20 protein-coding genes are annotated in these 23,774 nt (G+C 60.7%); 5 read left to right on the plus strand and 15 right to left on the minus strand.

Features of this window, described 5'->3' with window-relative positions; genetic code table 11:
* Positions 1–355 precede the first annotated feature (355 nt).
* Complete coding sequence (locus AC0IYU_RS05725) at positions 356–1,597, plus strand: porin (RefSeq protein WP_081268194.1); 1,242 nt, start codon at positions 356–358, stop codon at positions 1,595–1,597.
* 132 nt (positions 1,598–1,729) lie between these two features.
* Here the strand turns inward: AC0IYU_RS05725 and AC0IYU_RS05730 are convergent, their stop codons facing one another.
* Complete coding sequence (locus AC0IYU_RS05730; protein WP_081268218.1) at positions 1,730–3,304, minus strand: phospholipase D family protein; 1,575 nt, start codon at positions 3,302–3,304, stop codon at positions 1,730–1,732.
* 13 nt (positions 3,305–3,317) lie between these two features.
* The gene (gene cadR / locus AC0IYU_RS05735; protein WP_081268217.1) at positions 3,318–3,758 is read right to left on the minus strand and encodes a Cd(II)/Pb(II)-responsive transcriptional regulator; all 441 of its coding nucleotides are present in this window, start codon (positions 3,756–3,758) and stop codon (positions 3,318–3,320) included.
* A gap of 55 nt (positions 3,759–3,813) precedes the next feature.
* Between cadR and AC0IYU_RS05740 the strand changes: the two genes are divergently transcribed.
* Both AC0IYU_RS05740 and AC0IYU_RS05745 read left to right on the plus strand, forming a co-directional pair.
* Complete coding sequence (locus AC0IYU_RS05740) at positions 3,814–6,396, plus strand: heavy metal translocating P-type ATPase (protein ID WP_253819864.1); 2,583 nt, start codon at positions 3,814–3,816, stop codon at positions 6,394–6,396.
* Between the two features lie 172 nt (positions 6,397–6,568).
* On the plus strand, positions 6,569–9,214 hold the full coding sequence (locus AC0IYU_RS05745) for a heavy metal translocating P-type ATPase (protein ID WP_081268193.1): 2,646 nt from the start codon (positions 6,569–6,571) through the stop codon (positions 9,212–9,214).
* A 160-nt stretch (positions 9,215–9,374) separates the two neighbouring features.
* Here the strand turns inward: AC0IYU_RS05745 and AC0IYU_RS05750 are convergent, their stop codons facing one another.
* From AC0IYU_RS05750 to AC0IYU_RS05795, 10 genes are all read right to left on the minus strand, one after another.
* Entirely contained in the window at positions 9,375–9,614 is a 240-nt protein-coding gene (locus tag AC0IYU_RS05750; RefSeq protein WP_081268192.1) for a hypothetical protein, read from the minus strand.
* Between the two features lie 45 nt (positions 9,615–9,659).
* Positions 9,660–10,571: a cation diffusion facilitator family transporter gene (locus AC0IYU_RS05755; protein WP_081268191.1), complete on the minus strand. Its 912-nt coding sequence runs from the start codon at positions 10,569–10,571 to the stop codon at positions 9,660–9,662.
* Positions 10,572–10,579: 8 nt separating this feature from the next.
* Positions 10,580–10,981 (minus strand): hypothetical protein, encoded by a 402-nt coding sequence (locus tag AC0IYU_RS05760; protein ID WP_155742511.1) that lies wholly within the window; start codon positions 10,979–10,981, stop codon positions 10,580–10,582.
* Between the two features lie 94 nt (positions 10,982–11,075).
* The gene (locus AC0IYU_RS05765) at positions 11,076–11,414 is read right to left on the minus strand and encodes a P-II family nitrogen regulator (protein WP_081268189.1); all 339 of its coding nucleotides are present in this window, start codon (positions 11,412–11,414) and stop codon (positions 11,076–11,078) included.
* Entirely contained in the window at positions 11,411–14,536 is a 3,126-nt protein-coding gene (locus AC0IYU_RS05770; protein ID WP_081268188.1) for an efflux RND transporter permease subunit, read from the minus strand. Before AC0IYU_RS05770 ends, AC0IYU_RS05765 begins: the two co-directional genes overlap by 4 nt.
* Before the next feature lie 17 nt (positions 14,537–14,553).
* Positions 14,554–15,771 carry an efflux RND transporter periplasmic adaptor subunit gene (locus AC0IYU_RS05775; protein WP_081268187.1) on the minus strand — a complete coding sequence of 406 codons (1,218 nt, stop codon included), beginning with the start codon at positions 15,769–15,771 and terminating at the stop codon, positions 14,554–14,556.
* The gene (locus tag AC0IYU_RS05780) at positions 15,768–17,087 is read right to left on the minus strand and encodes a TolC family protein (RefSeq protein WP_081268186.1); all 1,320 of its coding nucleotides are present in this window, start codon (positions 17,085–17,087) and stop codon (positions 15,768–15,770) included. The genes AC0IYU_RS05775 and AC0IYU_RS05780 overlap by 4 nt, the downstream gene beginning before the upstream one ends.
* An 89-nt stretch (positions 17,088–17,176) precedes the next feature.
* A complete protein-coding gene (locus AC0IYU_RS05785) occupies positions 17,177–17,530 on the minus strand; it encodes a cobalt-zinc-cadmium resistance protein (protein WP_155742510.1) in 354 nt (117 codons plus the stop codon).
* Positions 17,531–17,621: 91 nt separating this feature from the next.
* Positions 17,622–17,951, minus strand: a complete 330-nt coding sequence (locus AC0IYU_RS05790) for a double zinc ribbon domain-containing protein (RefSeq protein WP_472114084.1) — start codon at positions 17,949–17,951, stop codon at positions 17,622–17,624.
* Positions 17,952–17,984: 33 nt separating this feature from the next.
* Positions 17,985–19,697, minus strand: a complete 1,713-nt coding sequence (locus AC0IYU_RS05795; RefSeq protein WP_081268185.1) for a phosphoethanolamine transferase — start codon at positions 19,695–19,697, stop codon at positions 17,985–17,987.
* 217 nt (positions 19,698–19,914) lie between these two features.
* Between AC0IYU_RS05795 and AC0IYU_RS05800 the strand changes: the two genes are divergently transcribed.
* Both AC0IYU_RS05800 and AC0IYU_RS05805 read left to right on the plus strand, forming a co-directional pair.
* A complete protein-coding gene (locus tag AC0IYU_RS05800; protein ID WP_081268184.1) occupies positions 19,915–20,598 on the plus strand; it encodes a heavy metal response regulator transcription factor in 684 nt (227 codons plus the stop codon).
* Complete coding sequence (locus AC0IYU_RS05805) at positions 20,595–21,923, plus strand: heavy metal sensor histidine kinase (RefSeq protein WP_081268183.1); 1,329 nt, start codon at positions 20,595–20,597, stop codon at positions 21,921–21,923. The genes AC0IYU_RS05800 and AC0IYU_RS05805 overlap by 4 nt, the downstream gene beginning before the upstream one ends.
* A 203-nt stretch (positions 21,924–22,126) precedes the next feature.
* On the opposite strand, the gene AC0IYU_RS05810 is transcribed toward AC0IYU_RS05805, so the two are convergent.
* From AC0IYU_RS05810 to AC0IYU_RS05820, 3 genes are all read right to left on the minus strand, one after another.
* On the minus strand, positions 22,127–22,492 hold the full coding sequence (locus tag AC0IYU_RS05810) for a DUF4148 domain-containing protein (protein WP_216639218.1): 366 nt from the start codon (positions 22,490–22,492) through the stop codon (positions 22,127–22,129).
* A 276-nt stretch (positions 22,493–22,768) separates the two neighbouring features.
* The gene (locus tag AC0IYU_RS05815) at positions 22,769–23,194 is read right to left on the minus strand and encodes a hypothetical protein (protein ID WP_155742509.1); all 426 of its coding nucleotides are present in this window, start codon (positions 23,192–23,194) and stop codon (positions 22,769–22,771) included.
* 117 nt (positions 23,195–23,311) lie between these two features.
* A complete protein-coding gene (locus AC0IYU_RS05820; protein ID WP_081268181.1) occupies positions 23,312–23,731 on the minus strand; it encodes a hypothetical protein in 420 nt (139 codons plus the stop codon).
* Between the last annotated feature and the right edge of the window lie 43 nt (positions 23,732–23,774).

The following is a 23,774-nucleotide window of genomic DNA, read 5'->3' on the forward strand; positions in this document are numbered from 1 at the left end:
ATGATTAATTGATCGGTACGCCTGCAGCGCGCCGGCCCGAGGGCAATCTAGATATTGCGAATGACTCAATCGTGACGCATTTCCAAATAAGAACTCCATTTCAGAAGATTGCAAAGTTGTAATCAAAATGGACGCCAAACGTAATCAATTGGCGCAAATCTAGGAATTCCTGTCACATTCCAGCACGATCATTCATTGCAGATGCCTGAGGTGGCCTGCGAGTCAAAAACTTGAGCGCCTAAAACGCGTCTGGGTGCAATGGCGCCCGCAAAATATCGCCATAAACACCCAATTGAGTGCTCTATGCAAAAGCATCGAACACGAGAAATCAAAACCTTTAAATCGAGAGTCATTAATGAAAAAATCGTTTGTCGCAATTGCCGCGTTGGCTGGCGCTGGATTTGCAAGTGCGCAATCCACCATCACAATGTTTGGTGTGGTAGACGTCGGTGTCAGTAACTATTCGTCCAAATCACAGGACAACAATAGTGGCGCGTTGCTGAATCCGTTTTATCTGAACCAGGGCACGCGAACCGTGAGCCGGATGGCCCTGAGCAATGGCAACTATTCGTCGAGTCGGCTGGGTTTTCGTGGATCCGAGGACCTGGGCGGCGGCATGGCAGCGAGCTTCTGGCTCGAAGCGTCCATCTCGCCGGATGACGGCGCCAGCGGCGTCGCCAGCTTCCAGCGTCGCTCGACCGTCAGCCTGTCTGGTCCCTTCGGCGAAGTGCGCCTCGGCAGAGACTACGTGCCGACGGCTTGGAACGACATCGTCTTTGACCCGTTTGGCATCGTTGGCGTCGGGCGTAGCTTGATCTACACCGCACAGAACACGAATACAACTGGCGGCACAGGCGCCTTTGGCGGAGATCCGAACTACAACAGGGCCAGCAACTCCGTCGGCTACTTCTTGCCGCCGAATCTCGGCGGCTTTTATGGCCAGGCGATGTACGCCATCAATGAGAACAACAAGTACGACCCCGGCAATACGACGCCCCCCGGCGTGAGCGCCTCAGGTGCGGTCAACCCTGGGACAGTCGCGACTGTCCGTGCGGGGCGCTTTTTCGGAGGTCGGCTCGGCTTCGCCAGCGGTCCTCTTGACGTTGCTGTTTCCATAGGAAACAGCACAGCCGGTGACAGCTACTACGCGGGCACAACCAATTCTGTGAAAACCATGAATCTGGGCGCCTCCTATGACTTCGGTCCGGTCAAACTGTTCGGCGAACTGTCGCGTTCCAAAAGCACACGTGACTACGCCATTGTTCCGCTCCTGGGAGGCGTTTCAGACACGGATCTTTCCGGCTACCTCATCGGCCTCACCGCACCTGTGGGCCCCGGCCTGATTCGGGCGTCCTACTCGCAGGTCAAATACGATCTGAATACTCCCGGGCTGGCGGCAGATCCGAGGGCAAACAAATACGCCCTTGGCTACGTTTACAACCTGTCAAAGCGCACTGCGCTTTACGCAACGATTGCTCGCGTCAGCAACAAGAACGGGGCCGCACTCACGGTAGGCGGACCGTCCTTCTTCAGCAACTCGGCCTTCACCCCCAAAACCTCCACCGGCTACGATTTGGGTATGCGCCACTCGTTCTAGAGCGCCCCGCTTCCCAAAGGCGATATCCGTCTTGAAAATTTAGTTCCTCCAAGGGGTCTTTGAGTTGGGACCTTTGGCCCGCGTTTACGCGGGCCTTTTTTGTATGTCAATGGCCCTTTGAATGGCCATTGGCTATAGGAGTTCTTCTCCGAGCAGCGGGAAAAGAAACCAGTTTTTAAGGCGAAGCCACATGAAATTTCCGGGAACGTCTTCATACACGACATAGCGTCCGTCCTCACCATGTCCGACCCATTGAACTCCATGCCCGTCGGGTGACAGTCGCAATCTGTATCCCAACTCGATGTGTTCTGCGGCGAGCAATTCATCAAACTCCTTGACCATCTCCGGGCTGTCAATGATGAGCCCCAACTCGGTGTTGATGGCCGCAGACCTGTGATCCAAGTTCATCGATCCGATGAATATGCGGTCCGAGTCGATGAGCGCGACCTTCGCGTGAAGGCGACTGATCGATTTCCCGAAATCTCCGAATCGCCTGGTGCGGGCTGTACCTTCTGGTGCGATTTCGTAAACCGACACGCCGATCTTCAACATGGCAGCCCGATACCGTTCGTAGCCAGCGTAGGTCAGAGGCTCGTCTGTAGATCCCAACGAATTGGTGATCACAGTGACCTGCCGGCCTTCATCGACGAGTTGCTTGAGCACTGACATGCCCGCCGGGCCGGGCACGAAATAGGGAGAAAGAATCCTGACCTTCTGCAAGGAACCGGAAATTCCATCGAACGCCCCTTCGGAGACGCTGCCGCGGTAGGCAAGGTCGTGCTGAAGACCCAGCTTGCCTGGATTGTCGGCATAGAAGCGAGCATGAGCCCAGTGGCAATCGATGTGCCCATGCGCGAACTGCTGCCCCACGGGAGGTCTACCGAACACATCATGCGCGTTGAGCGGAACATCGGGTGCAGCCGTTCGAGCGATGTCATCGAAGCGTCGCTGGGCCTCGGCCGTTGACAGAGCAAGCCGGGTCACTTCGCGGACATCCCACACTTGCTCACTGTTCCAGAACAAGTCGAACGAGCGCGACATCTCGCGCACCACGGGTCCGCTCGCAAGCACATCGAGGTCGATGAAATTGGCGGCCATGTCCCTCATGAAGTACTCGTTGGCGAGGTTCCGTCCGCCCGACACGGAAAAGCTGTTGTCCGCCACCAGCAATTTGTTGTGCATGCGGTGGTTGATGCGCAGCAAGTCGAACATCGAAAAAGCCAGGCGCACCGGCAGTGCGGAGGCTCGGGAAGGAAGCGGATTGAAAAGCCGGACTTCCACGTTGGGAAAGGAAGACAGGGCGGTGAAAATCTCGTCTTCGCCGCCAAGATAGAAGTCGTCGACAAGCAGCCTGACCCGCACGCCGCGAGTGGCCGCATCTCGAAGCTCCTTGAGCAGCAGCAACCCGACGTCGTCATTGCGGATCAGGTAGTACTGCACGTCGATCGTGCGCTCGGCATGACGGATGAGCGCGACCCGGGCGTCTAGCGCGAATGCAGCCTCCGGCAGGAGGCGGAAGCCGGACATGCCCGATGCGGCCCCTTCAGCGCTATGCCGCGCAAGCTTGCCCAGAGACGTCGGGCCGGGGTCGTCGATGGCATAGGATGCTGGCCGAGGCTGGGGGTTGGAAAGGGTGGCACATCCACCCACCCACACGGTTGCCAGCGATAGGAGCGCCGCTGCAAGCCGCCTGGAGGTCGTCGACATGGATGAGGCCGCGCTATCGGTGTACGCGACCACGGTTCGCGCGAGATGTACGATTGGCCCCGGTGGTCTGCCTCAACGATTCCAGTGCGCCGCAGTCGCCGATGCAGCCACTGCTGGCACAAGATGAGCGGATCTCGAGGATCTGCTTCCTGAGTTCCTTCAGTTCCGCGATGCGCTCATCGATATGTTGACCGTGTTCGGCCAGCAGCGTATCGACCTCCACACAGGTCTTTCCAGGATCATCTTGCAACTTCAGAAGCGCTCGGATTTCGTCGTGCGCCATGTCCAGCGACCGACAGCGCAGGATGAACGACAACCGCTTGACGTGCTCTTCTCCGTACGTGCGGTAGTTGTTGGCAGCACGCTCTGGCGCCTGCAGAAGGCCTTCTGCTTCGTAGAAGCGGATCGTCTCGACGGTGGCTCCGGTCCGGGTCGCTAGGTCGCCTATCTTCATGGTCAATGGCCTCGCTTCTTGACTCTGCATCCGCTTCAGGGTTTGTAATCTTGCCATGACTGATATGGCAACTCAAAAAACCGGAGATTGCTGCGGATCGTCGGGATGCTCCAGCGAGCCGCCTGTGACTCTTCCCGACGCCTCCAACAAGTCCGGCATCACCTTGCTTCATGTACCGAGCATGTGTCGTGCCGCTGAGTTCGGCGTGGTGGAGAAAGAACTGCGCCGAATCGCCGGCGTCGTGGGCGTCTTGCCTGACTACCTGCGCCGCTCTGTTCGCATTGCGCACAAGGCAGTGCCCGAAGGCGAACTCGTCGCCGCCGCGGCGCGCTCGGGCTTCGAAGTCCGTCTCGCCCATGGCCCAGAGATGGCAATTAGGCCGCCTGGTGTCGAGGCCGCATCAAACACGCGCGCCCTCACGATCCTGCAAGTGCCAAGCATGTGCTGCGCTGCAGAGTTCGGCCTGGTGGAAAAAGAACTTCGCCAGATCGCCGGCGTTGGTGCGGTCCTGCCGGACTACATCCGCCGGTCCGTCCGCGTCGAGCACAAGGCCATACCGGAAAGTGAACTCGTTGCCGCTGCCTCGCGCTCGGGCTTTGAAGTGACACTCGGTGTGAACCGCACGCCCGGGGCGAAATCGGGTGGCCTCGGCGCAATTGCCGTCCGAGCGGTTGGCGCACCGATGCCTATCACCCCGATCGCGCAGAACGTCGCGGAAGAGGCCGCCGCAGAACAGCCTGCAGCCAGTTCCGTGCTCAAGCAGAGCACGTCGGGACCTTCGGTCTGGCGACGCCATTGGAGGTTGATCGTCGGGGGTGTGCTGGCGCTGGCTGCGGAAGGGATGGCGTTCAGCCTGGGCGATCACTCGATCGGAGCCATCGTGCTCGCAGCGGCTGCGATCGCCTTGGCGGGGCTGGGTACTTACCGCAAAGGACTGATCGCGCTGCGCCGCTTCAATCTGAACATCAACGCGTTGATGTCGGTGGCGGTGACAGGCGCGGCAATCCTGGGACAGTGGCCCGAGGCTGCCATGGTGATGGTCCTCTTCGCGATCGCCGAGATGATCGAGGAACGATCTCTGGATCGCGCCAGGCGCGCGGTCGAAGGTCTCATGGCGATGACCCCGGAAACCGCGACTGTGCAGGTGAACTCGGTCTGGAGAGAGGTTCCGGCCTCTTCGGTGGCCTTGAGCGCGGTGGTCAGGGTTCGGCCCGGGGAGCGCATCGCTCTCGACGGCGTTGTGGTGTCGGGCACTTCCGCCGTCGATCAGGCGGCTATCACCGGCGAAAGCGTGCCGGTCGACAAAGAAATCGGCGACAGCGTGTTCGCGGGCACGATCAACCAGAACGGCGAGCTTCAGTACCGGGTGACAGCAGGCGCCAACGATTCGACCTTGGCTCGAATCATCCGCGCGGTCCAGGAGGCGCAAGCCACCCGAGCGCCCACGCAGCGCTTTGTCGACGCGTTCGCGAAGGTCTACACGCCCGCGGTGTTCGCCCTCGCCCTCGCCATCGCAGTGATCCCGCCGTTGGCCATGGGGGCCGAGTGGTTCACCTGGGTATACCGGGCATTGGTTCTACTGGTCATCGCTTGTCCCTGCGCACTGGTTCTCTCAACGCCAATCTCCGTGGTGTCGGGACTGACTGCAGCGGCACGACGCGGCATCCTTGTGAAGGGTGGCCTGTACATGGAACAAGGCCACCGCCTGACGGTGCTGGCCCTCGACAAGACGGGAACATTGACGCAGGGCAAGCCTGCAGTCACCGATGTCGTTGCATTGCAGGGAACCGAAGCGGAAGTCCTGTTGCTTGCCGTGGCGCTGTCGGCAAGAAGCGATCATCCCGTTTCCAAAGCGATTGCAAGGTACAGCGCTGCAGGCGAAGTATTGCCCGAAGTCATGATGTTCACGGCGCTGCAAGGCCGCGGGATCGAGGGTTTCATCGCCAATGTCCGTTACCGCCTTGGCAACCATCGACTCGTTGAAGAGTCCAACGCCAGCACGCCAGATCTCGAGACCACCCTCGACACCCTCGAACGTCAAGGCAAGACGGCTGTCGTGCTCATGCGAGAGCATATGGCCGTGGGCATTTTCGCCATCGCCGACAAGGTGCGTCCGGAAAGCGCCGAAGCTGTCCGTCAGCTGAAGCTACTTGGCATCCGACCGGTGATGCTTACCGGTGACAACCGGCATACGGCAGAGGCCATCGCCAAGCAAGTGGGCATCGAAGATGTTCGCAGCGAGCTCCTCCCCGGGGAAAAGCTCAAGGCCATCGAGGAGCTGCGGGCTCAAGGCATCGTGGTCGGCATGGTGGGCGACGGTATCAACGATGCGCCAGCGCTGGCGAAGTCCAACATCGGCTTCGCCATGGGCGCCGCCGGCACGGACACAGCGATAGAGACCGCGGACGTCGCGCTGATGGACGACGACCCGCGTAAGCTGGCCGAATTCGTACGTTTGTCCCGGGCCACAAAGGCGGTCCTCTGGCAAAACATCATCTTCGCGCTCGGCATCAAGGTCGTGTTCCTGTCCCTTGCCGTCACCGGAGACGCGACGCTCTGGATGGCCGTGTTCGCCGACATGGGTGGCAGCCTTGCCGTGGTCTTCAACGGATTGCGGCTCTTGCGCAAATCCCGGTAGCACCGGTTGAGCGCGAACTCGTACTTCCCCGACACGCATAACAACTTGAGGTGTTGTCGCACATCGATGGCTCAAAAGCGGATCGACAGTCCTTGCTGCGCGATGAGATGCTAAAGAGCTCATGCCAGCGCCGCAGCATTCGGTATTCACTTTTCACTAAAAGGCAACGTCCATGACTGACCCGAGCAAACTCCGTTTGGATCTACCCCTGATCCTTCCCGACGTGGACGACGTCGAGGATCACTGCGTACAACGGCTGACAGAAGCGCTCGAGGGACGCCCAGGCATCTCCGAGGCTCACATCGTTCGAAATGCCAATGGACAGCCCCAGCTGTGCCTGCACTACGACCAGTCCGTCGTCTCCATAACCCGCTTGCGCGAGCTGGTCGGCTCGGTCGGCGCGCAGTTGAGCGAGCGGTTCTCTCACCTGACGATCAGAGCCGATGGCCCGCTCCATGCACGCGCGGCGCGCAGCGTTGCCGCCGACCTGCGAAGTGTTCCAGGCGTCTTGGAAGCAGATGTGTCGGGCTCCGGCTCCGTCCGTATTGAATACGACCGGCAACTGGTGTCAGCAGAAACCTTGAGGGCAAAGGCCGCAGCGCTTGGGATCCGCACCGCGGGTGTCGTCGCACCGGCAAACGACGCCGCACCGGAGACCCCATCCCAGCCTTCTCGCTCCGGCGACGAACCCACCGAACATGCCAAGCACGACCACGCGGGCCACAAGCACAGCGGGCCTGACCACAGCGACCACGCGGATCATGCAGGCCATGATCACGACAAGAAAGGTGCTGGCGGTCATGCGGGTCATGACCACTCAGAGGGCGGCCTCCTGGGAGAGAAGAGCGAACTGATCTTTGCCGCCCTCGCCGGCGTACTGTTGACCGCAGGATGGCTGATCGAGCGCAGCGGCGCCGGACCCACCTGGCTGCCCACTGCCACCTACATTGCTGCATATTTCTTCGGCGGCTTTTATACAGTGAAGGAAGCCTTTGAGAACCTGAAGGCACGTCGTTTCGAGATCGATACGCTGATGCTGGTGGCGGCGCTTGGCGCCGCGGCGCTCGGCAAGTGGGCGGAAGGCGCCCTGCTGCTGTTCCTTTTCAGCCTGGGTCACTCGCTCGAGCACTATGCGATGGGACGCGCCCGAAAGGCCATCGAAGCACTTGCCAAGCTCGCACCCGAGACGGCTACTGTGCGACGTGACAGTGGTACCGAAGAGGTTGCAGTCGAACAACTGAAGATCGGTGACGTGGTCGTCGTGCGGCCCAACGAGCGGCTGCCGGCCGATGGTGTCGTTGTGGTTGGGACGTCCAGCGTGAACCAGGCGCCCGTCACTGGCGAGAGCGTACCGGTCGACAAGCGGCCAGTCGACGACATCAAAGCGGCGCTCGCAGCCTTTGATCGCGTTGCGCCGGAGCATCGCGTTTTCGCGGGCACGATCAACGGGTCGGGTGCCATCGAGGTGACCGTTGCTCGCCGTGCCGAACAATCCACGATGGCCCGCGTGGTCAAGATGGTGACCGAGGCGGAGGCGCAACGCTCGCCAACGCAGCAATTCACCGAGCACTTCGAGCGCATCTTCGTCCCTGCTGTCCTGGCCTTGGTTGTCCTGCTGCTGTTCGCAGGCGTCGTGATCGATGAACCGTTTTCCGACACCTTCTATCGGGCGATGGCCGTTCTGGTCGCAGCAAGTCCATGCGCATTGGCAATCTCCGTCCCCAGCGCCGTTCTCAGCGGCGTGGCACGCGCCGGCAGAGGCGGCGTCCTGGTCAAGGGAGGCGGCCCGCTGGAGAATCTCGGCACGCTGACTTCCATCGCTTTTGACAAGACTGGAACGCTGACCGAAGGCAAGCCCAAACTGACCGATGCACTTGCAATGCAGGGCGTCACAGATGATGAACTGTTGGTTGTGGCGCTGGCCGTTGAGGAGCACAGCGACCATCCCTTGGCGACCGCCATCGTGTCCGGCGCGCGCGAACGCCTCGGTGATCGCGCGAAGGCGGTTGCTGTCTCCGACGTCAAAAGCATCACCGGACGCGGCGTTCAGGCACAAGTCGACGGCGAGCTCGTGCATATCGGAAAGCCGATACTGTTTTCCGAACTGCCAGGCTCTTCACTGCCTCAGGACGTGAAGGAGGCAAATGACAAGCTGGTCGCATCTGGCAGAACAACCATGGTCGTGCGCAAAGGTGAGCGCTACCTCGGGGTGATTGCCGTCATGGATACCCCACGCCCCGTGGCGGCGCAGGTCATGGCCGAACTCCGAGCACTTGGCATCGAGCGGCTCATCATGATCTCCGGGGACAACCAGCAAGTCGCCGATGCGGTAGCCAAGAGTGTCGGCCTGACCGAGGCACGGGGCGATCTCATGCCGGAGCAGAAGGTGGATGCCATCAAGGCGCTTCGCAAGGAGCATGGCAAGGTTGCCATGGTCGGGGACGGTGTCAATGATGCGCCTGCGATGGCCAACTCGACAGTCGGCATAGCCATGGGTGCGGCGGGCTCCGACGTCGCGCTCGAAACCGCCGACGTCGCCCTGATGGCCGATGACCTGGCCCAGTTGCCATTCGCGGTAGGGTTGTCGCGCAGCACGAGTCGAATCATCAAGCAGAACCTCTACGTGAGCCTGGGCGTTGTCGCTGTGTTGATTCCCGCGACGATCTTCGGCCTGAACATCGGCACCGCCGTTCTGTTCCACGAAGGCTCGACCTTGCTGGTCGTTGTGAACGCTTTGCGTCTGCTGGCGTACAAAAAGGTAACACTGCCGACGCCACAGGCCGGGGCTGCCGTCCCGGCCGGCGCACCTAATACCTAGTCAACCAGCGAAGTCATTTCCTGCAGCCCGAAGACCGCACGCCCGCTTCTAAAGATAGCGCGCCGATATGTGAAGGACGTTCAAGATGGGGCGGCCAGCCCCTTACCCTTCACTGGTTCTTTCCCCGATCAGGAGTTCATCCATCGATGAACGCCAAGCGCTATCTCTTGTGGTTTTTGTGGGTCTTGCGAGCCGGCATGCTTTTCTTCTTGGCGTCACGGCCCGAAAGCCGATCGAGCAAACTTTTTGCGTAGGGGCGGCGATGCGCCGCTGGAAAGTCGCGGCGCTCTTTCCACCACCGCACGAGAAGAAAGATCACGGCTCCGATGGCGAGGATGCTGATGTACAGGCCCAGCATCATGAAAAAGTGCGAGCCATCGTCGGTTGTGGTGCGGAACACGGCCTTGCCTTTCCATTGAGTTCAGAATGGTTTGCGAGCGGGAGATCACTCAAACCGATGTGTTCCCGACGCTTGCCCGCATGGAACACGTTCGAGCTGGATCGTCGAGTGATGAATATCAAAGCGCTCCGCCAACATGCGCGCTGCCTCGGCCAAGAGTTTGTCGACGTCGCCGCTTGCGCTGACCATGTGAACGCTCAGACTTGCCTTGCCGCTGGTAATAGCCCAGACATGCAGTTCGTGAACGGAGTCGACCCCAGGCAGCGCGCGCAACGCTTTGTCGACCTCGCCGACATCGACATCGTCCGGCGCGCCCTCAAGAAGGATATTCATGCTGTCTCGCAGCAGAACCCATGTTCTTGGCAAGACCCAGAATCCGATCGCGACGGCGATGACCGAGTCGACCCAAGTCCATCCCGTCAACCAGATCACCACCGCTCCCGCGATCACTCCCACCGACCCGAGCATGTCGCTCCAGACCTCCAGGTAGGCGCCCTTCACATTGAGGCTTCGATCTTTGCCCGACGAAAGCAATCTCATGCTCACGAGGTTCACGACGAGACCCAGTGCTGCAATGATCAGCATCGGAATCGAATCGACCGTTTGCGGCTCACGCATGCGACGCCAAGCCTCATAGAGGATGTAAATGGCAACGCCAAAGAGCAGGAGCGCATTGAACGCCGCTGCCAGGATCTCGAAGCGGTAATAGCCGAAGGTCCGCTTGGTATCCACCACGCGCTTACCAATCTGAATCGCCGCGAGCGATATTGCCAGCGCCACCGTGTCGGTGAACATGTGCGCTGCGTCGGAAATCAGCGCCAGGCTTCCGGTGACAAGTCCTCCGATCACCTCCGCGACCATGAACGTCGTCGTAAGGGTGAGTGCAATCCACAGGGATCGCTCGTGACCAGGTCCTGATGCGGCTTGTACGTGCGAGTGAGAGTTTCCGGATGCCATGGTCGCCTTCAAAGTTTGGGGGTGGGCAGTTGGTCGGGTTCGCGCGAGCTCCCCGTCTTGATTAAGTCGGCCATCGGCCTCGATCGAACTTCCAAGGGGGTGCCGCAACGCATCACATTGGTGAAGACGACGTCGCCCGCGGTGACGCGAAGCCCGTCGGCCACGACCACCACGTGCGAGTGTTTGGACCCGCCAGAGCGGTAGGACAGGCGCGCGAAACGCGACGCCGCAAGTTGTTGCGAGCTCGCCGTCTGCCGGCAATCGGTCCGACCGCTTCCCCGCAGTTCACGTGCAGGAGCCACCTCCGTCACCACTGCGGTGCGCCAGCCCTCCTGGAACGCGCTGGCGTCTTCCAGAAGGGTCGAGCAGCCGCTCAAGCCTGCGGAACATCCCGCGCCAACTGCGGCCATCGCGATGAGTCGTCCGGCCTGTAAGGCGCGTGCGCGCCCATTGCCCCTTGCGGGGCAAAGGGCGCGCGGATCCGAGTCGCTCGCTACGGCACCATCAAACGATGGCTTGCGCATACCCGACATCCGTCACGTAGATCCATCCAGCACCGGCCTGGCCAGTACGGGCCGACGCTGCAATGATCTTCACGAACTCGTCGGCATCTTCATCGTTGCAATGAAGCTCGAGCTTGTACTCGTTCACCACTTCATCGCCCAGTTCGATGGAATAGCGACGCTCGGCCTCATGAAGCGGCGTCAACGAGCCCTTCACGACGTAAAGGGTCAGGTTGTGTTGGCGGCCGCGTGCGTCGTCACCCCAAGCGCTAGCCCCCTTCAATGCCGCAATGACGGCCGCGACTCTGTTGCTGTGGACGTAAGCTTTGATCTCTTTCACGGTGTGTCTCCTTCCAAGGTTTCTTGGGTCTTCGCCTTGCGCCTCTCGGCTCGCTGCTCCGCCCACTCGTACATCAGAGGCAGGATCAACAACGTCAGCGCGGTCGAGGTGAAGAGTCCGCCCACCACCACCGTCGCCAGCGGTCGTTGCGTCTCGGCACCGACGCCGGTCGAGAGCAGCATCGGGATGAGCCCAAGGATCGCGACGGACGCGGTCATCAACACAGGGCGCAGCCGCAGTGCAGCACCCTGTTGAACAGCCTCTCGGATCGGCAAGCCTTGCCGCCTCAGGTCGTTCAGGAACGTCACCATCACGATGCCGTTCAGCATGGCAACACCGAAGACAGCAATGAAGCCAATGGCCGACGGGACCGACAGGTATTGCCCGCTGACAAACAAGCCCACGATGCCGCCGATGATTGCAAACGGAACATTGGCGATGATGAGCGTCGCATGCCGCACAGAGTTGAAGGCGGTGTACAGGAGGATGAAGATCAGACCGATGGTCAACGGAACGATCACCCCAAGCCTTGCCATCGCGCGCTGCTGGTTTTCGAAGGAGCCACCCCATTCGATCCAGTAGCCGGTTGGCAACTCGACTTGCGCCTTCAGCTGCGTGTCCGCTTCCTTCACGAAGCTGTCGACATCGCGGCCTTTGACGTCCATCTGGAGCACTGAATAGCGCTGCAGCGATTCACGCCGGATAAAGGAGTACCCCTCGTCGAGCTCGATCGAGGCGACCTGCGAGAAGGGCACCAGCGCCCCCGCTGCCGTGCGGATCGGAATGCTGGCGATGGCCGCGGGGCTCACCCTGAACTCGTCGGAGAGGCGAACCGCGATTTCAAAGCGCTTGGTGCCATCGATCAATGTGGAGACCGCACTGCCACCGATACCGGACTGCACGACCTCGAGGATCTCATCCGCGTTGATGCCATAACGCGCCGCGGCGTCCCGGTTGACCTTGATGATGAGCTGCGGCTTGCCCTTGTTTGCTTCGGCCGACAGGTCCGCAACACCCGGGATCTTCCCGAGCACGCCTTGAATCTTGCCGGTGAGTCTGTCGAGCGTGGCCAGATCCTCGCCATACAACTTGAGCGCAAGGGTGGCCCGCACTCCCGAGATCAGCTCTTCAACGCGGGATTGGATCGGCTGCGTTGCGCCGAACACGACGGTCGGCACCACTTTTTCGAGAGCTTCCTGCATGTCGGAGGCCAGCTTCCCGTAGGAGATCTTCTCCGGCCATTCGCCAGGCGGCTTGGTGTCCAGGTTCAGCTCCATGTAGTTCACGTCGGTGGTCTCGCCGCCTTCGGCGCGGCCGATGGTCGCAAGCACGGAGCGAATCTGCGGGAATTGCTTATGCAGTGCCGCGCTCACCTCGTTGGACACCCGTATGGACTCGTCCAACGATGTGGAGGGAATACCTGTTACCCGGAACTGGATCGTTCCTTCCTGGAGTTGGGGCATGAACTCCTTGCCCAGGAATGGGAACAGCGCCAGCGAGGCGAGCAGCAAAACGATCGCTGAACCGACGACCAAGCGCTTGCGCTCAAGTGCCCAGTCCAACAGCGGAAGGTAGATCCGCTTGGCGCGACGAACGAGGAAGGTGTCCTTCTCCTCTTTGGGCTTCAGGATCATCGCGGCGAGCACAGGGACCAGCGTCAGCGAAAGCAAGAGCGACCCCGCCATGGCGAACGTGATGGTGTACGCCATCGGCTTGAAGAGCTTTCCCTCAAGACCGGTGAGTGAAAACAAGGGCAGGAAAACCACGATGATGATCAGGATGGCGAAGGCGATCGGGTTGACCACCTCGCGGGCCGCTTCCAGGATGAGGTGAGTCTTCTGAATCGGCTTGCCGGATTCCTTCGCATGCGCCAGAAGTCGGAATGCGTTCTCGACCATCACGACCGCGCCGTCCACCATCATCCCGGTGCCGATCGCCAAACCGGCGAGCGACATCAGGTTGGCCGAGACACCGAACTGCTGCATCAGGATGAATGCGATCAACATCGCCATTGGCAGCGTGATCACTACCACGATCGCCGAGCGAAACTCGCCCAGGAACAGGAAGAGGATCACGGCAACGAGGATCGCGCCTTCGACCAACGAGCTCTCCGCAGTGTTCAGGGCTTTCTTGACAAGCTCCGTGCGATCGTAGACGGGCTGCAGCGTCACGCCCTTCGGTAGCGCCGCTTGCGCCACCGCCAACTTGGCTTTGACAGCATCCACCACGTTCTTCGCGTTTTCATTGACGCGGGCCAATGCGATGCCCAAGACAGCTTCCTTGCCGTCTCGTGTCACTGCTCCGAATCTGGGTGCGGGAGCCTCCTTGACCTGTGCGACATTTCGCACATACACAGGCGCGCCATTGCGCTCGGCGATGACGATCTGCTCGATGTCCTTTGTCGTTCCCACCAACCCGAGACCACGCACAAGGAACTGCTCCGCGCCAAGGTTGATCGATTGGCCGCCGACCTGTTTGTTGTTGGCTGTGAGCCGCTCCATCACCTCCTTGAAGCTCACGCTGTACTGAATGAGCTTTCGCGGATCGATCTGAACCTGGAATTGCTTTTGCTCTCCGCCCCAAGAGACGATGTCGTCCACGCCGGGGGCCGTACGCAGGATCAGTCGCACGGTCCAGTCATGGAGCGTACGAAGGTCCATGGTGCTCATCTTCTTGTCTTCAGACTCGACCGTGTACCAGAACACCTGGCCGAGGCCCGAGCTGTTCGGCCCCAGTACCGGTTCGCCATACCCTTGTGGCAAGCGCCCCTTTGCTTCCTGCAGCTTCTCGCCTACCAGGCGGCGAGCGAAATAGATGTCGACATCGTCCTTGAAGTAGACGCCTACGTAGGACAGGCCGAAGAGCGAGACCGAGCGCACTTCTTCGACGCCCGGCAAGCCGGCCATGGCGCCTTCGATCGGTGTCGTGAGCAGCTTCTCAACGTCCTCCGCGGCCAAGCCTGGAGACTCCGTATAAATATTGACTTGAACCGGGGTGACGTCGGGGAAGGCATCGACAGGGACGTTGCGAAACGCCTGGACACCGAGTCCGACCAAGACGGCAAAGATGACCAGGACAAGGACCTTGTATCGAAGCGACGCGTCTACGAGTGCGTTGAGCATGTTTTACTTTCGATTCCTCAATGTGCGTCGCCGATTTGCGACTTCAGCACGCGTGCCTTGAGGGCGTAGGCTCCCGCACTCACCACCTGCTCGCCGGCCTTCACGCCTGACTTCACAACCGTCCGAGTACCGAGCCTGTCGCCGGGATCGATGGCGCGTTGCTCGTAAGCACCGTTCTCAAAGACGAAAACGTTGGGCTGGCCCTGCATGAGCACGATGGCCTGGTCCGGCACCGTCAGCACGTCCGTCTTCGGCGCCGACTGCGGCGAGGGGCTTTCAATGGTGGCGGTCGCGAACATCTCAGGCTTGAGGCGACCCTCGCCGTTCTTCACCTCGATGCGCGCCGGAATCGAACGCGTCTCCTTGTCGAGGATGCTTGCGACATAGGTCACTCGTCCTTCGAAGCGCTCATCCGGATAGGCACCGACGGTGACGGTTGCCTTGGCCCCTACGCGGACTTTCGCCAACTGGGCCTCGGCCAGGTTGGCCTCGATCCACAGCGTTGAGAGGTCCGCGACGACGAACAAGGCATCGCTGGGCCCGGCCAAGCCGCCCACAACGGCCTTTTTCTCGATGATCGTGCCGGCCAACGGCGAAGTCAGCGGGAACACGGAGGCCACGCCTGCGCTCTGGCCCGATGGGACACCGAGCAGCCGAAGGTGGTCCTCTGCGGCGCGAAGCGTGGCACTTGCCTTTTCATGCTCCGCCTTGGCCCGCAGGTAATCCTTCTGCGGAATGATCTCCTCTGCCTGCAAAGCAGTTGCGCGCTTGTAGTCCGCGTCAGCCACTCGCTGAGCAGACCGTGCCTGGCTCAACGCCGACGAAGCCTCGCCAACGGCCAAACTGTCCAGGGTCGCGAGCGACTGGCCGGTGCGAACATTGTCACCAAGGCTTGCTGCCACGGTGGCAACGCGGCCTTCGACGCGAGGCGCAATCCTGGCAATGCGATCCTGGTTCGCGCGAATCGTCGCTGTCACCGTGACGGTATCGGCCAGAGCCTGCGCCTTGAGTTCCTCCAGGACGATGCCGGCGCGATCCGCTTCCTCCTTCGAGAGCTTGAGGCCTTCTTTCTCGGCAGCCTTCTCTTCGGCAGCGGGCTTCTCGGCCGAACCGTTGCTGCCTCCGCAACCGGAAAGTGCGATCACTGCAAAGGCCGCGCAGATCGCTGCGGCAAGCTTGGTCAGAGCGGAACGTTCGGTACTGCGCTGATCGACCGGGGTGGAACTGAATTTCATGGCGTGACTCCTTCAGGAGGCCAGCCGGCGGCCAGCTCCAGTGCAAGACGGGTGGATTGATAGTCGATGAGCGCGTCGATCAGATCGCGGCGTGCGTCGAGGGCTTGCCTGTTCACCACGATCAACTCGAGAAGACCGATCTGGCCGGCGCGCTGGGACTTGACCGAGAGCTGCTGGTTATCCAGCAGCGCCGGAAGCACACGCTCCTGGAGCCTGGTGACACGGTCCCTCAGGCTCTCCATCTTCGCCCAAAGCGCCTGCACCTGCGCTTGCGCGTCTCGGACGCCAGCGCTGCGCGAGATCTCGGCTTGGGTGAGCGCGCTGCTTGCCTGTCCGATGCCAGCAGCATTGCGTTTGAACAATGGCAATGGCACTGAGACCGAAACGGTTGTGAGACGTTCGCGTGCACCGGATGCACCTTCACGTCCCACGCCGACGCCGACAGTGAGATCTGGATAGCGGCTGGCGCTCTCCAACTTCAGCTTGGCCCGTGCCGACTCTTCCCGTGCACGCAGCGCCTGGAGGCGCGGCTGGCTATCGACCTGAGACAGCAGGGACTCGAGGCTGTAAGCCGCGGTTGCCGTGGGGCGGAGCTCGCCGCTCGCCTGTGGCAGGCTTTCCGCGCGGAGTTGAAGCTTCGCTGCCAGTTCAGCGCGAGCGTCGAGCAGTTGTTCCTTCGCGACGGCCAGTTGGTTGCGGGCACGCTCGGCTTCGACCGTGGCCACGTTGGAATCCAGCTTGGTGTCTTCACCGGCGATGCGTCGCTTTTGCACAGCTGCCGCAGTGCTCTCGAAGAGACCCAGCGCCTGCTCTTCAAGCTCAGTGCGTTGCTGCAAGGCGAGGATGCGGTAGTACAGCTGCGCCACCTCGACGCGAATCTGTCTGCGGGTCTCGGCGATCTCTTCCTGCAGGGCCATCAGCGCCGCGTCGGCAGCTTCGCGGCGAAAGCCTCGCTGGCCTGCGATCTCGAACGTCTGTTGAACGCTGCTTGACCACTCGCGACGCCGTTCAGACGACGCACCCTCCTGGGGGACGGTCCGGCGTATGCCATCGAAAGAGACGACTGGATTGTTGTAGAGAAAGGCGTTGGCGTCGGTGCGCGAACCTTCCGCCGACGCGAGTTCGGCTCGCTTGGCTCTCAAGGCCGGATTGGATTCTTCTGCCAGCCGCCACACTTCCATCAGGCTCAATCCCTGAAGGATCGGCCGCGGTTGCGCTGGTTGCGCAGTTTGGGCGGTGGATGTCGCGACTTGCGCGAGGCTGGGCCATGCGGCCAAAGCCAATGCACTGGCAATGACCAGCGTCTTGATTCGCATCGAATTCTCCTAGCGTTGAAAAACAACCAAAGGCGAGATTCGGCGAGCTGTCGTTGTGGGAAAAGAAAAAGAGAAAACGAGCTCGCCGATTAGAGGGCGAGCGTTCGTGCAGGGCGTTCAAGCCCTATGGGGATCGGCGAACGATAGGTCGGCAGGCTGAGCGCTGGTGGCCATCCTCCGACTGGGGCCAGGAAATGAAAAGACGGAACCGGAGCGATGTAGACAACGCTGGCATGACAACTGATGCAGTCGTCGCTGTCGGCGATCGTCTTCAGCTTCAGGTCTTTGCTCTTTTCACCCGAAGATGCGTTGGCTTGGTGCTCGTGGTGCCCAAAATGCGCGGCACCAGTCCCAGCCTCATGCCTGCAGTAACCCGTGGCCGCACCCCACGCGAACTGCAGCGGCAGGATCGCGAGAAGCATGGCTAAGAGAAACGTACGCATGGTGGCAAGTGTATCGACGGTGCGAGAATTTTTCGATGGGCTTGTGTGTGAAAGTCAGGCCAGGGATCTGGTGATCTCGCGATACCGCAGCTTACGCCGCCGCTTGGCCGCACTTTGCGCAGAAGCGCGCTCCGGGCACCAAGGCGGTGGAGCAGCCAGAGCAGACCCGAGCTGCTGCAGGAGCAGCGCCGCACTGTGCGCAAAAATTCGCGCCAGGAAGGAACGGGGCCCCGCATGACCGGCAAGGCTGCCCGCCGCGCGCGTCGACTCCTCCGTACGGGTAACCACTCTCCCGCCCACCGTGATGCCCCGAACGGCTCGCCTGACCATGCCCACGTCGGCCGTGGCCACCGTTTGCCAGGTTTCGAAATATGTCGCTGAAGAAGCTCATGATGATTCCTTGGAGAGCAGGAGCGCCCATTACTATGGAATAAAGTGATTGGAAACCATGAAGTCACTTCAAGGTCAAGCGCTGTGGTGCATTTCCGCATGCACGCGATGCCCGCGCGATCGCCAACACGTCCAGATCAGATCGGTACGCTGCGGTGGCAACGCCGAAAAACCCAAGCAATGTTGAAAACAGGTTGTCGTGGGAATATTTCTGCCCGGCAACCGAAGCAAGGCACGATATCGGCAATTTCAGGCGCTCCTGTGTCTGAGCCGGTAGCCAGGCGAGCATGGGAACGTGCGTTTGCTCGCTGGGCGCAAGCATTGACGGCAGCCCGTGCAGATAGATATTTCGCTCGCCGAGGCTTTCACCATGGTCCGAGATGTAGAGGACCGCGATGTCCATCGCGGGCGCGCGAGCGCGCGCTGCCTCCACGATCCGAGCGATATTCTGGCTGGTGTACTCGATCGTGTTGTCATAGGTGTTGACGAGCGCTTGCCGGTCGCAAGACTGGATCCGATTCGTATCGCACGTCGGCTGGAATTTGCCAGGTCCTGGATACCGCCGGTAGTAGGCCGGCCCGTGACTGCCCATCTGGTGCAGAACAATGGCTGTGTCCTGCTTCACCTCTTTCAGGCGCTCCTCCAACGACCGGACAAGGATTTCGTCTTGGCACGCGTCCTCACCGCAAAGGCCGTCGATGCCTGACGTCGGCATCTGCTGGGTCGGCACTCGCGCGCAGACCCCCTTGCAACCGGAGTTGTTGTCAAGCCATTGCACCGAAACACCTGTCCGCAGCAGGACGTCGAGTGCGTTCTCACGCTCACGCGCCTTCCGCACGGAGAAGTCCTCGGCACCCAGTTCGGAGAACATGCAAGGCAACGATGTTGCGGTGTCGGTGCCACAGGAGACGACATTCTGAAAGTACAGGATGTCGCGGTTGGCGAGGGCCGCATTCGTCTCGCGCGCATAGCCGCCCAAGGAGAAGTTTGCCGCTCGTGCGGTCTCACCGACAATCAGGACAAGCACCAGCGGGCGCGCGGAGAGGGACGGGATACGACGCGCATCCGGCGCGATTTGAAGAATCGCGCCGGAAGTCAGGTCTTCGCCTTTGAGGTAGCCGTAGACCGCATTGATGTAGTTGGTCGGTACGAGTTGGAAACGGAGTTCACGGTGGTTGCGGAACGTGGATGCCAGGGTTCCATACGAAGTGGCAAGCAAGGCGCCGGCGACGCCGGCGGCCACCACCCCCAGCAGCGCCGTGTGGATCGTCGATCGCTTCCATTCGGCCCTGCGAATGCCGACAAACCACAGCAATGCCGCGGGCAAGATGCCCCGCCAGAACACATCAACGAACGCCGGGAGCGAGAGCAACTCGCGGACCTCGCGTGTGTCTGTTTCGACCATGTTCCGGACCAGGCCCTTGTCGAAGAGCACTCCCCATGCATCAAGGTAGTGCGAGACGCTGGCCGACACGATCAACAGGACGCACAACAAGATGGCGCCAACCCTGCCGGCGACGAACGGTCGCAACAGTGCAGCGAACAGTAGCGCGAGAAAGATCCCGAGTCCGACAGTCGAAGCCAAGGTGGCGGCGCTCCAGCCGTCCTGTGCAGAAGCGAAAGTCTTCCAGAAACTGAAGTTCTCTACGGCAACAATCCAGCTTGCGGTACCCAAGCATGCCCAGGTGGCGGAGAGAGCCTTGTTCGTTCCCCGCAAGGGGGCAGCTTGGCCGCCTTCGGCGTCGGAAGGCAGCCGAAGGGGTTTGTGATCTGGCATGGTCTCGAGTCATTCAGGCCGACCAAAGGTGGCGCCTGCCACCTCACCGGTCGAGTGGGAGGACTCTAGAAATCACGCCGAACAAACTCCGAACTGGAACATTACAAACATGTAATGTCGTCGCTTCATGTGGGTGGGAAGCGAGAGGCCGGCGGAGGCAAATCGCAGATGACCGAAATGTAATCACCCCTCCTCATCGCGAAGTTACGATCAAGAAATGCACCTGCTAGTAATCGAAGACGAAGTGAAGTTGGGGGACTACCTGCGCAAGGGCCTCGTGGAAAGCGGCTTCAACGTCGACCTCGCGCGCGATGGTTCCGAAGGGCTGGGCATGGCGTTGACAGGCAACTACGATGCGATCGTCCTGGATGTGATGCTGCCAGGCATCGATGGCTTCAAGATCCTCGAAGCAATCCGCAAGTCTTCCTCCATTCCCGTGTTGATGCTGACCGCACGGGACGATGTGGCTGATCGCGTCAAGGGTTTGGAAAGTGGTGCAGATGACTATCTCGCAAAGCCTTTCGCCTTCTCCGAATTGCAAGCGCGCATCCGAGCACTTCTGCGTCGCGGAACACTGCAGGAAACGACGCGCTACGCGCTGGCGGACCTTCAATTGGATCTCACCACGCGCAAGGCAACGCGGGGTTCGAAGCGCCTGGAGCTGACGGCCAAGGAATTTGCCCTGCTCTCGCTCCTGCTTCGCCGCCAGGGTCAGATCCTTCCTCGAGCCATCTTGGCTGACCAAGTCTGGGGAATGAACTTCGACAGCGATACGAACGTGGTCGAGGTGGCTGTGAGACGGCTTCGGATGAAGATCGACGATCCTTTCGAAGTGAAGCTGCTCCATACGGTTCGAGGCATGGGGTACGTACTCGAACTGCGAGAAGCGGACCCAACGTGAAGGTCAACTCCATCCAGACATCGCTGTCTCGCTGGTTCGCGATACAGACGTTGATTGGCTTGAGCTTTGTGTGCGTGGCTGTGTATGCCGCAACACGATGGAGCTTTCAGCTCAAGCAATCAGAAGAGTTCGTGAGGTATATCGAACTTGTGCAGCATGTGGTCGAAGAGACCAGCAATCCTCCCGATCTCAACGCACTGCGCCACAAGCTGGGTGACTACTTTCTTTCGCACCCGGATGCAGCTGCAGCGGTGTGGGTTGGCGAGGAGCAGGTCTACCTGTCGCCGGGTCCGGCCGCCAAAGGAAATTGGGTCACGCAGGACCGCATGCTCAAGGGACTCGCAATCGATGGCGAGCCGATCAAGTTGCGACTGACACTCGATGTCTCCAAGGATGACTTGTTGCTGCGCCGGCTCGCATGGACTCTGTTTCTGGCCACCACCTTGGGGTCGTTGCTGGTCGCGTTTACTGGATCCTTGGTGGTTCGCCGCGGGCTGAAACAGCTCAAGCTCCTCGCGGCCAAAACCGCAGAAGCAGGACCGGAGAACGCCGGCATTCGCATTGATGCCTCGAAGTACGCAAGCGAACTGCAGCCATGGGTAGGCCAATTCAATGCCTTGCTCGAGCGCGTTGAAGGTGCGTACGAGCAGCTGGAGTCATTCAACGCTGATGTCGCGCATGAACTCAGGACACCGTTGGCGAACATGATTGCCCAGGCGGAAGTCGAACTGAGCCAGGCGCGATCTGTCGCTGCGCTCCAGGAAGCGCTGAGCTCGCAGCTGGAAGAAGCACACCGCCTCTCGGGCATCGTGACGGACATGCTCTTCCTGTCCAAGGCGGATCGCGGTGCGCGTGCGCGACGGACCGGGCCTGTGAGCATTGCCGAGCAGGTTGCGGCGGTTGCTGAGTTCCATGAAGCTGAGCTGGAGGCAGCTGATCTCTCTTTGAAGATCGATGGTGACGCCAATCTCCTTGTCGATGTTGGCCTGCTTCGGCGCGCCGTCTCAAACCTGGTCAGTAACGCGATCCGATACGCTGCGCCGCGGAGCCTTATCCGCGTGGCGATCGAGCAAGAGGCGAACGCAGTCAGGCTCTTCGTGGACAATCGGGGCGAGCCGATCAACCCATCCGCGCTGCCGCATCTGTTTGAGCGGTTCTATCGGGCGGATCGCTCGCGCTCCGGCTCTTCCAGCCACCACGGGTTGGGTCTGACGATCGTGTCGGCCATCGCGCGCATGCACGGTGGCTCAACATTCGCTTCGTCTGACGGGGGAGTGACACGCATCGGGCTCGTTCTGGCCCACCCCGCATCGAGCGGAGACTGAGTCGAGGCGAATGAGGCGGCAACTGCTCGCCGGCAAATCCGTCTCGACCTCACGGCCCAACGTAGCAGTCGGATGACCGTGATACGTGCGGCCCAGCAACTCACGCTTCTACTGCGCGGTTATTCCCCATCGCGACCACGAGGCCCGTGGTGGGTCTTTGCCGCGAAAGCAAGGTGGCGCTCGGGAAAAGAGCGCCTGTTGTTTCACTTCGGGTTGTTGAGGACTGGCGGCCAAGGTGCACCGCGGCTCACTGAGTTCCACGCGGGATGCTTCATCGCTGTGTCGAGTTCAGCGACGACCTGCGCGCGGCTCTTCGGTTCGCCCGTCTTGGCAACAGGCCACGGCGCGCCCCGACTCGCAGAATTCCAGGCAGGTTGCTTCATTGCCGAGTTCAGGTCCGAGTCGATGTCTGCTCGGCTCCGCTTGGAGGCATGCTCTGGATGATAGGTCGCCCCGGCTTCATTGGGTGTGGGGTGATAGGCGCCTGCGGCGGATGCGCTTACGGCTGAAAAAGCTGCAGCGACGACGGCGGCTGCGGTCGCTGCGGAACGAAGAGTGCGAATCGACATTAGGGTCTCCTTGTTGTATTCCGCCCCGAAGAGTCCGGGGCGCTCAACGACTCTAGAAAGCGTTTCGAACACTTGGCCTGCAACCGGATTACAAATTCGTCATCGAAATGTCATAAACAAAAAGAACACCACCTGGGTGGTCCAGCGTGGTGTTCTGATTTATCCACCTCGCGAATACCGAGGATAGGTGTCGACGATTGCGCCTGAGGGTTATGTCTTGTCGGCTCGTGTTCGGTTGCCGGCAAGCATGCTGCAATGGGCAAATGCCCCTCTGGATCAGCGCGTGACGGCATTTCCGTCAACTGGCGTCAGCGAAGCACTGGCTGCGTCGCTCGAGCCGCGAAGCTGTGCATATGCGCGGCTTGCCTTGGCGTAGGCCGGATGGTTGCCGCTTGCATATGCGTCGCTGTAGCTGAGAGCGCCCAGGCCGGACCGGATCCAGTTCATCGTGTCGGCTTGCACCGCCGCGCGGGTCTTTTGCTGGACTTGTACGACGGCCTGCGGATTGCCCTCCGGGTAGCCGAGCGTAGGTGCGGCCGCCATCCAGGCGCGTGTCTCTGCGGCCACTGCAGGGCTAGAGACGTTGGAAGTTTGCGCAACAGGGCGCGGGTCCCCTTCTGCATAGTTGCCGGCGAAAGCTGGAACCGCCGCGGCAGCGAGAAGCATGAAGGCGAGGGGCAGTCGAAGCGAGGAGATTTGCATGAGGAAGTCCTTGGATTGGTAGGTTCATACGCAGCCGTTCTCGACTGCGTGAATGAACTTTAAAAAACCAGTCCGCCAGACTTCTAACCGCAAGATTACAGTTCGGTTATCAGCTTTTCACTTGAGGCTGAACCGGACGGGCTGCGGTGCTTGGCCCTTCAAGGAAACGTTGGCGACCACTTTGGTGCCTGCGCCCACGGCGAAAGTACCATTTGCCTGGAGAGAGTCCGCGGCCTGCACCAGCGTGACGTCCTCCTTCCTGCCCGCCGACAGCAAGGTCACCTTGGCGGTAGCGCCGGCGAGATCCACTGGTTTGCCATGGTCCGACACGTACAGGGAAATCAGGTCGGGCCGGGCGACAAGTTCGTAGCTCACGTCCTTCGCGACTGTCACGATGCCGCCATGCGCGGGCTTGGCTTCATCCTTATGGGCTGCTGCCCCTTTGCCTTCGTGTTCGTGCCCTTTGTGGTCGTCAGCAGCGAATGCGCCGCTCGAAATGCCCAGCGTCACGGCTGCGATGATTGTTGCGAGTTTCATGATGGCTCTCAGGTATGAATAGCGCCCCCGTTGGACGGCCGTG

The organism is Variovorax sp. AC103, assembly GCF_979254005.1.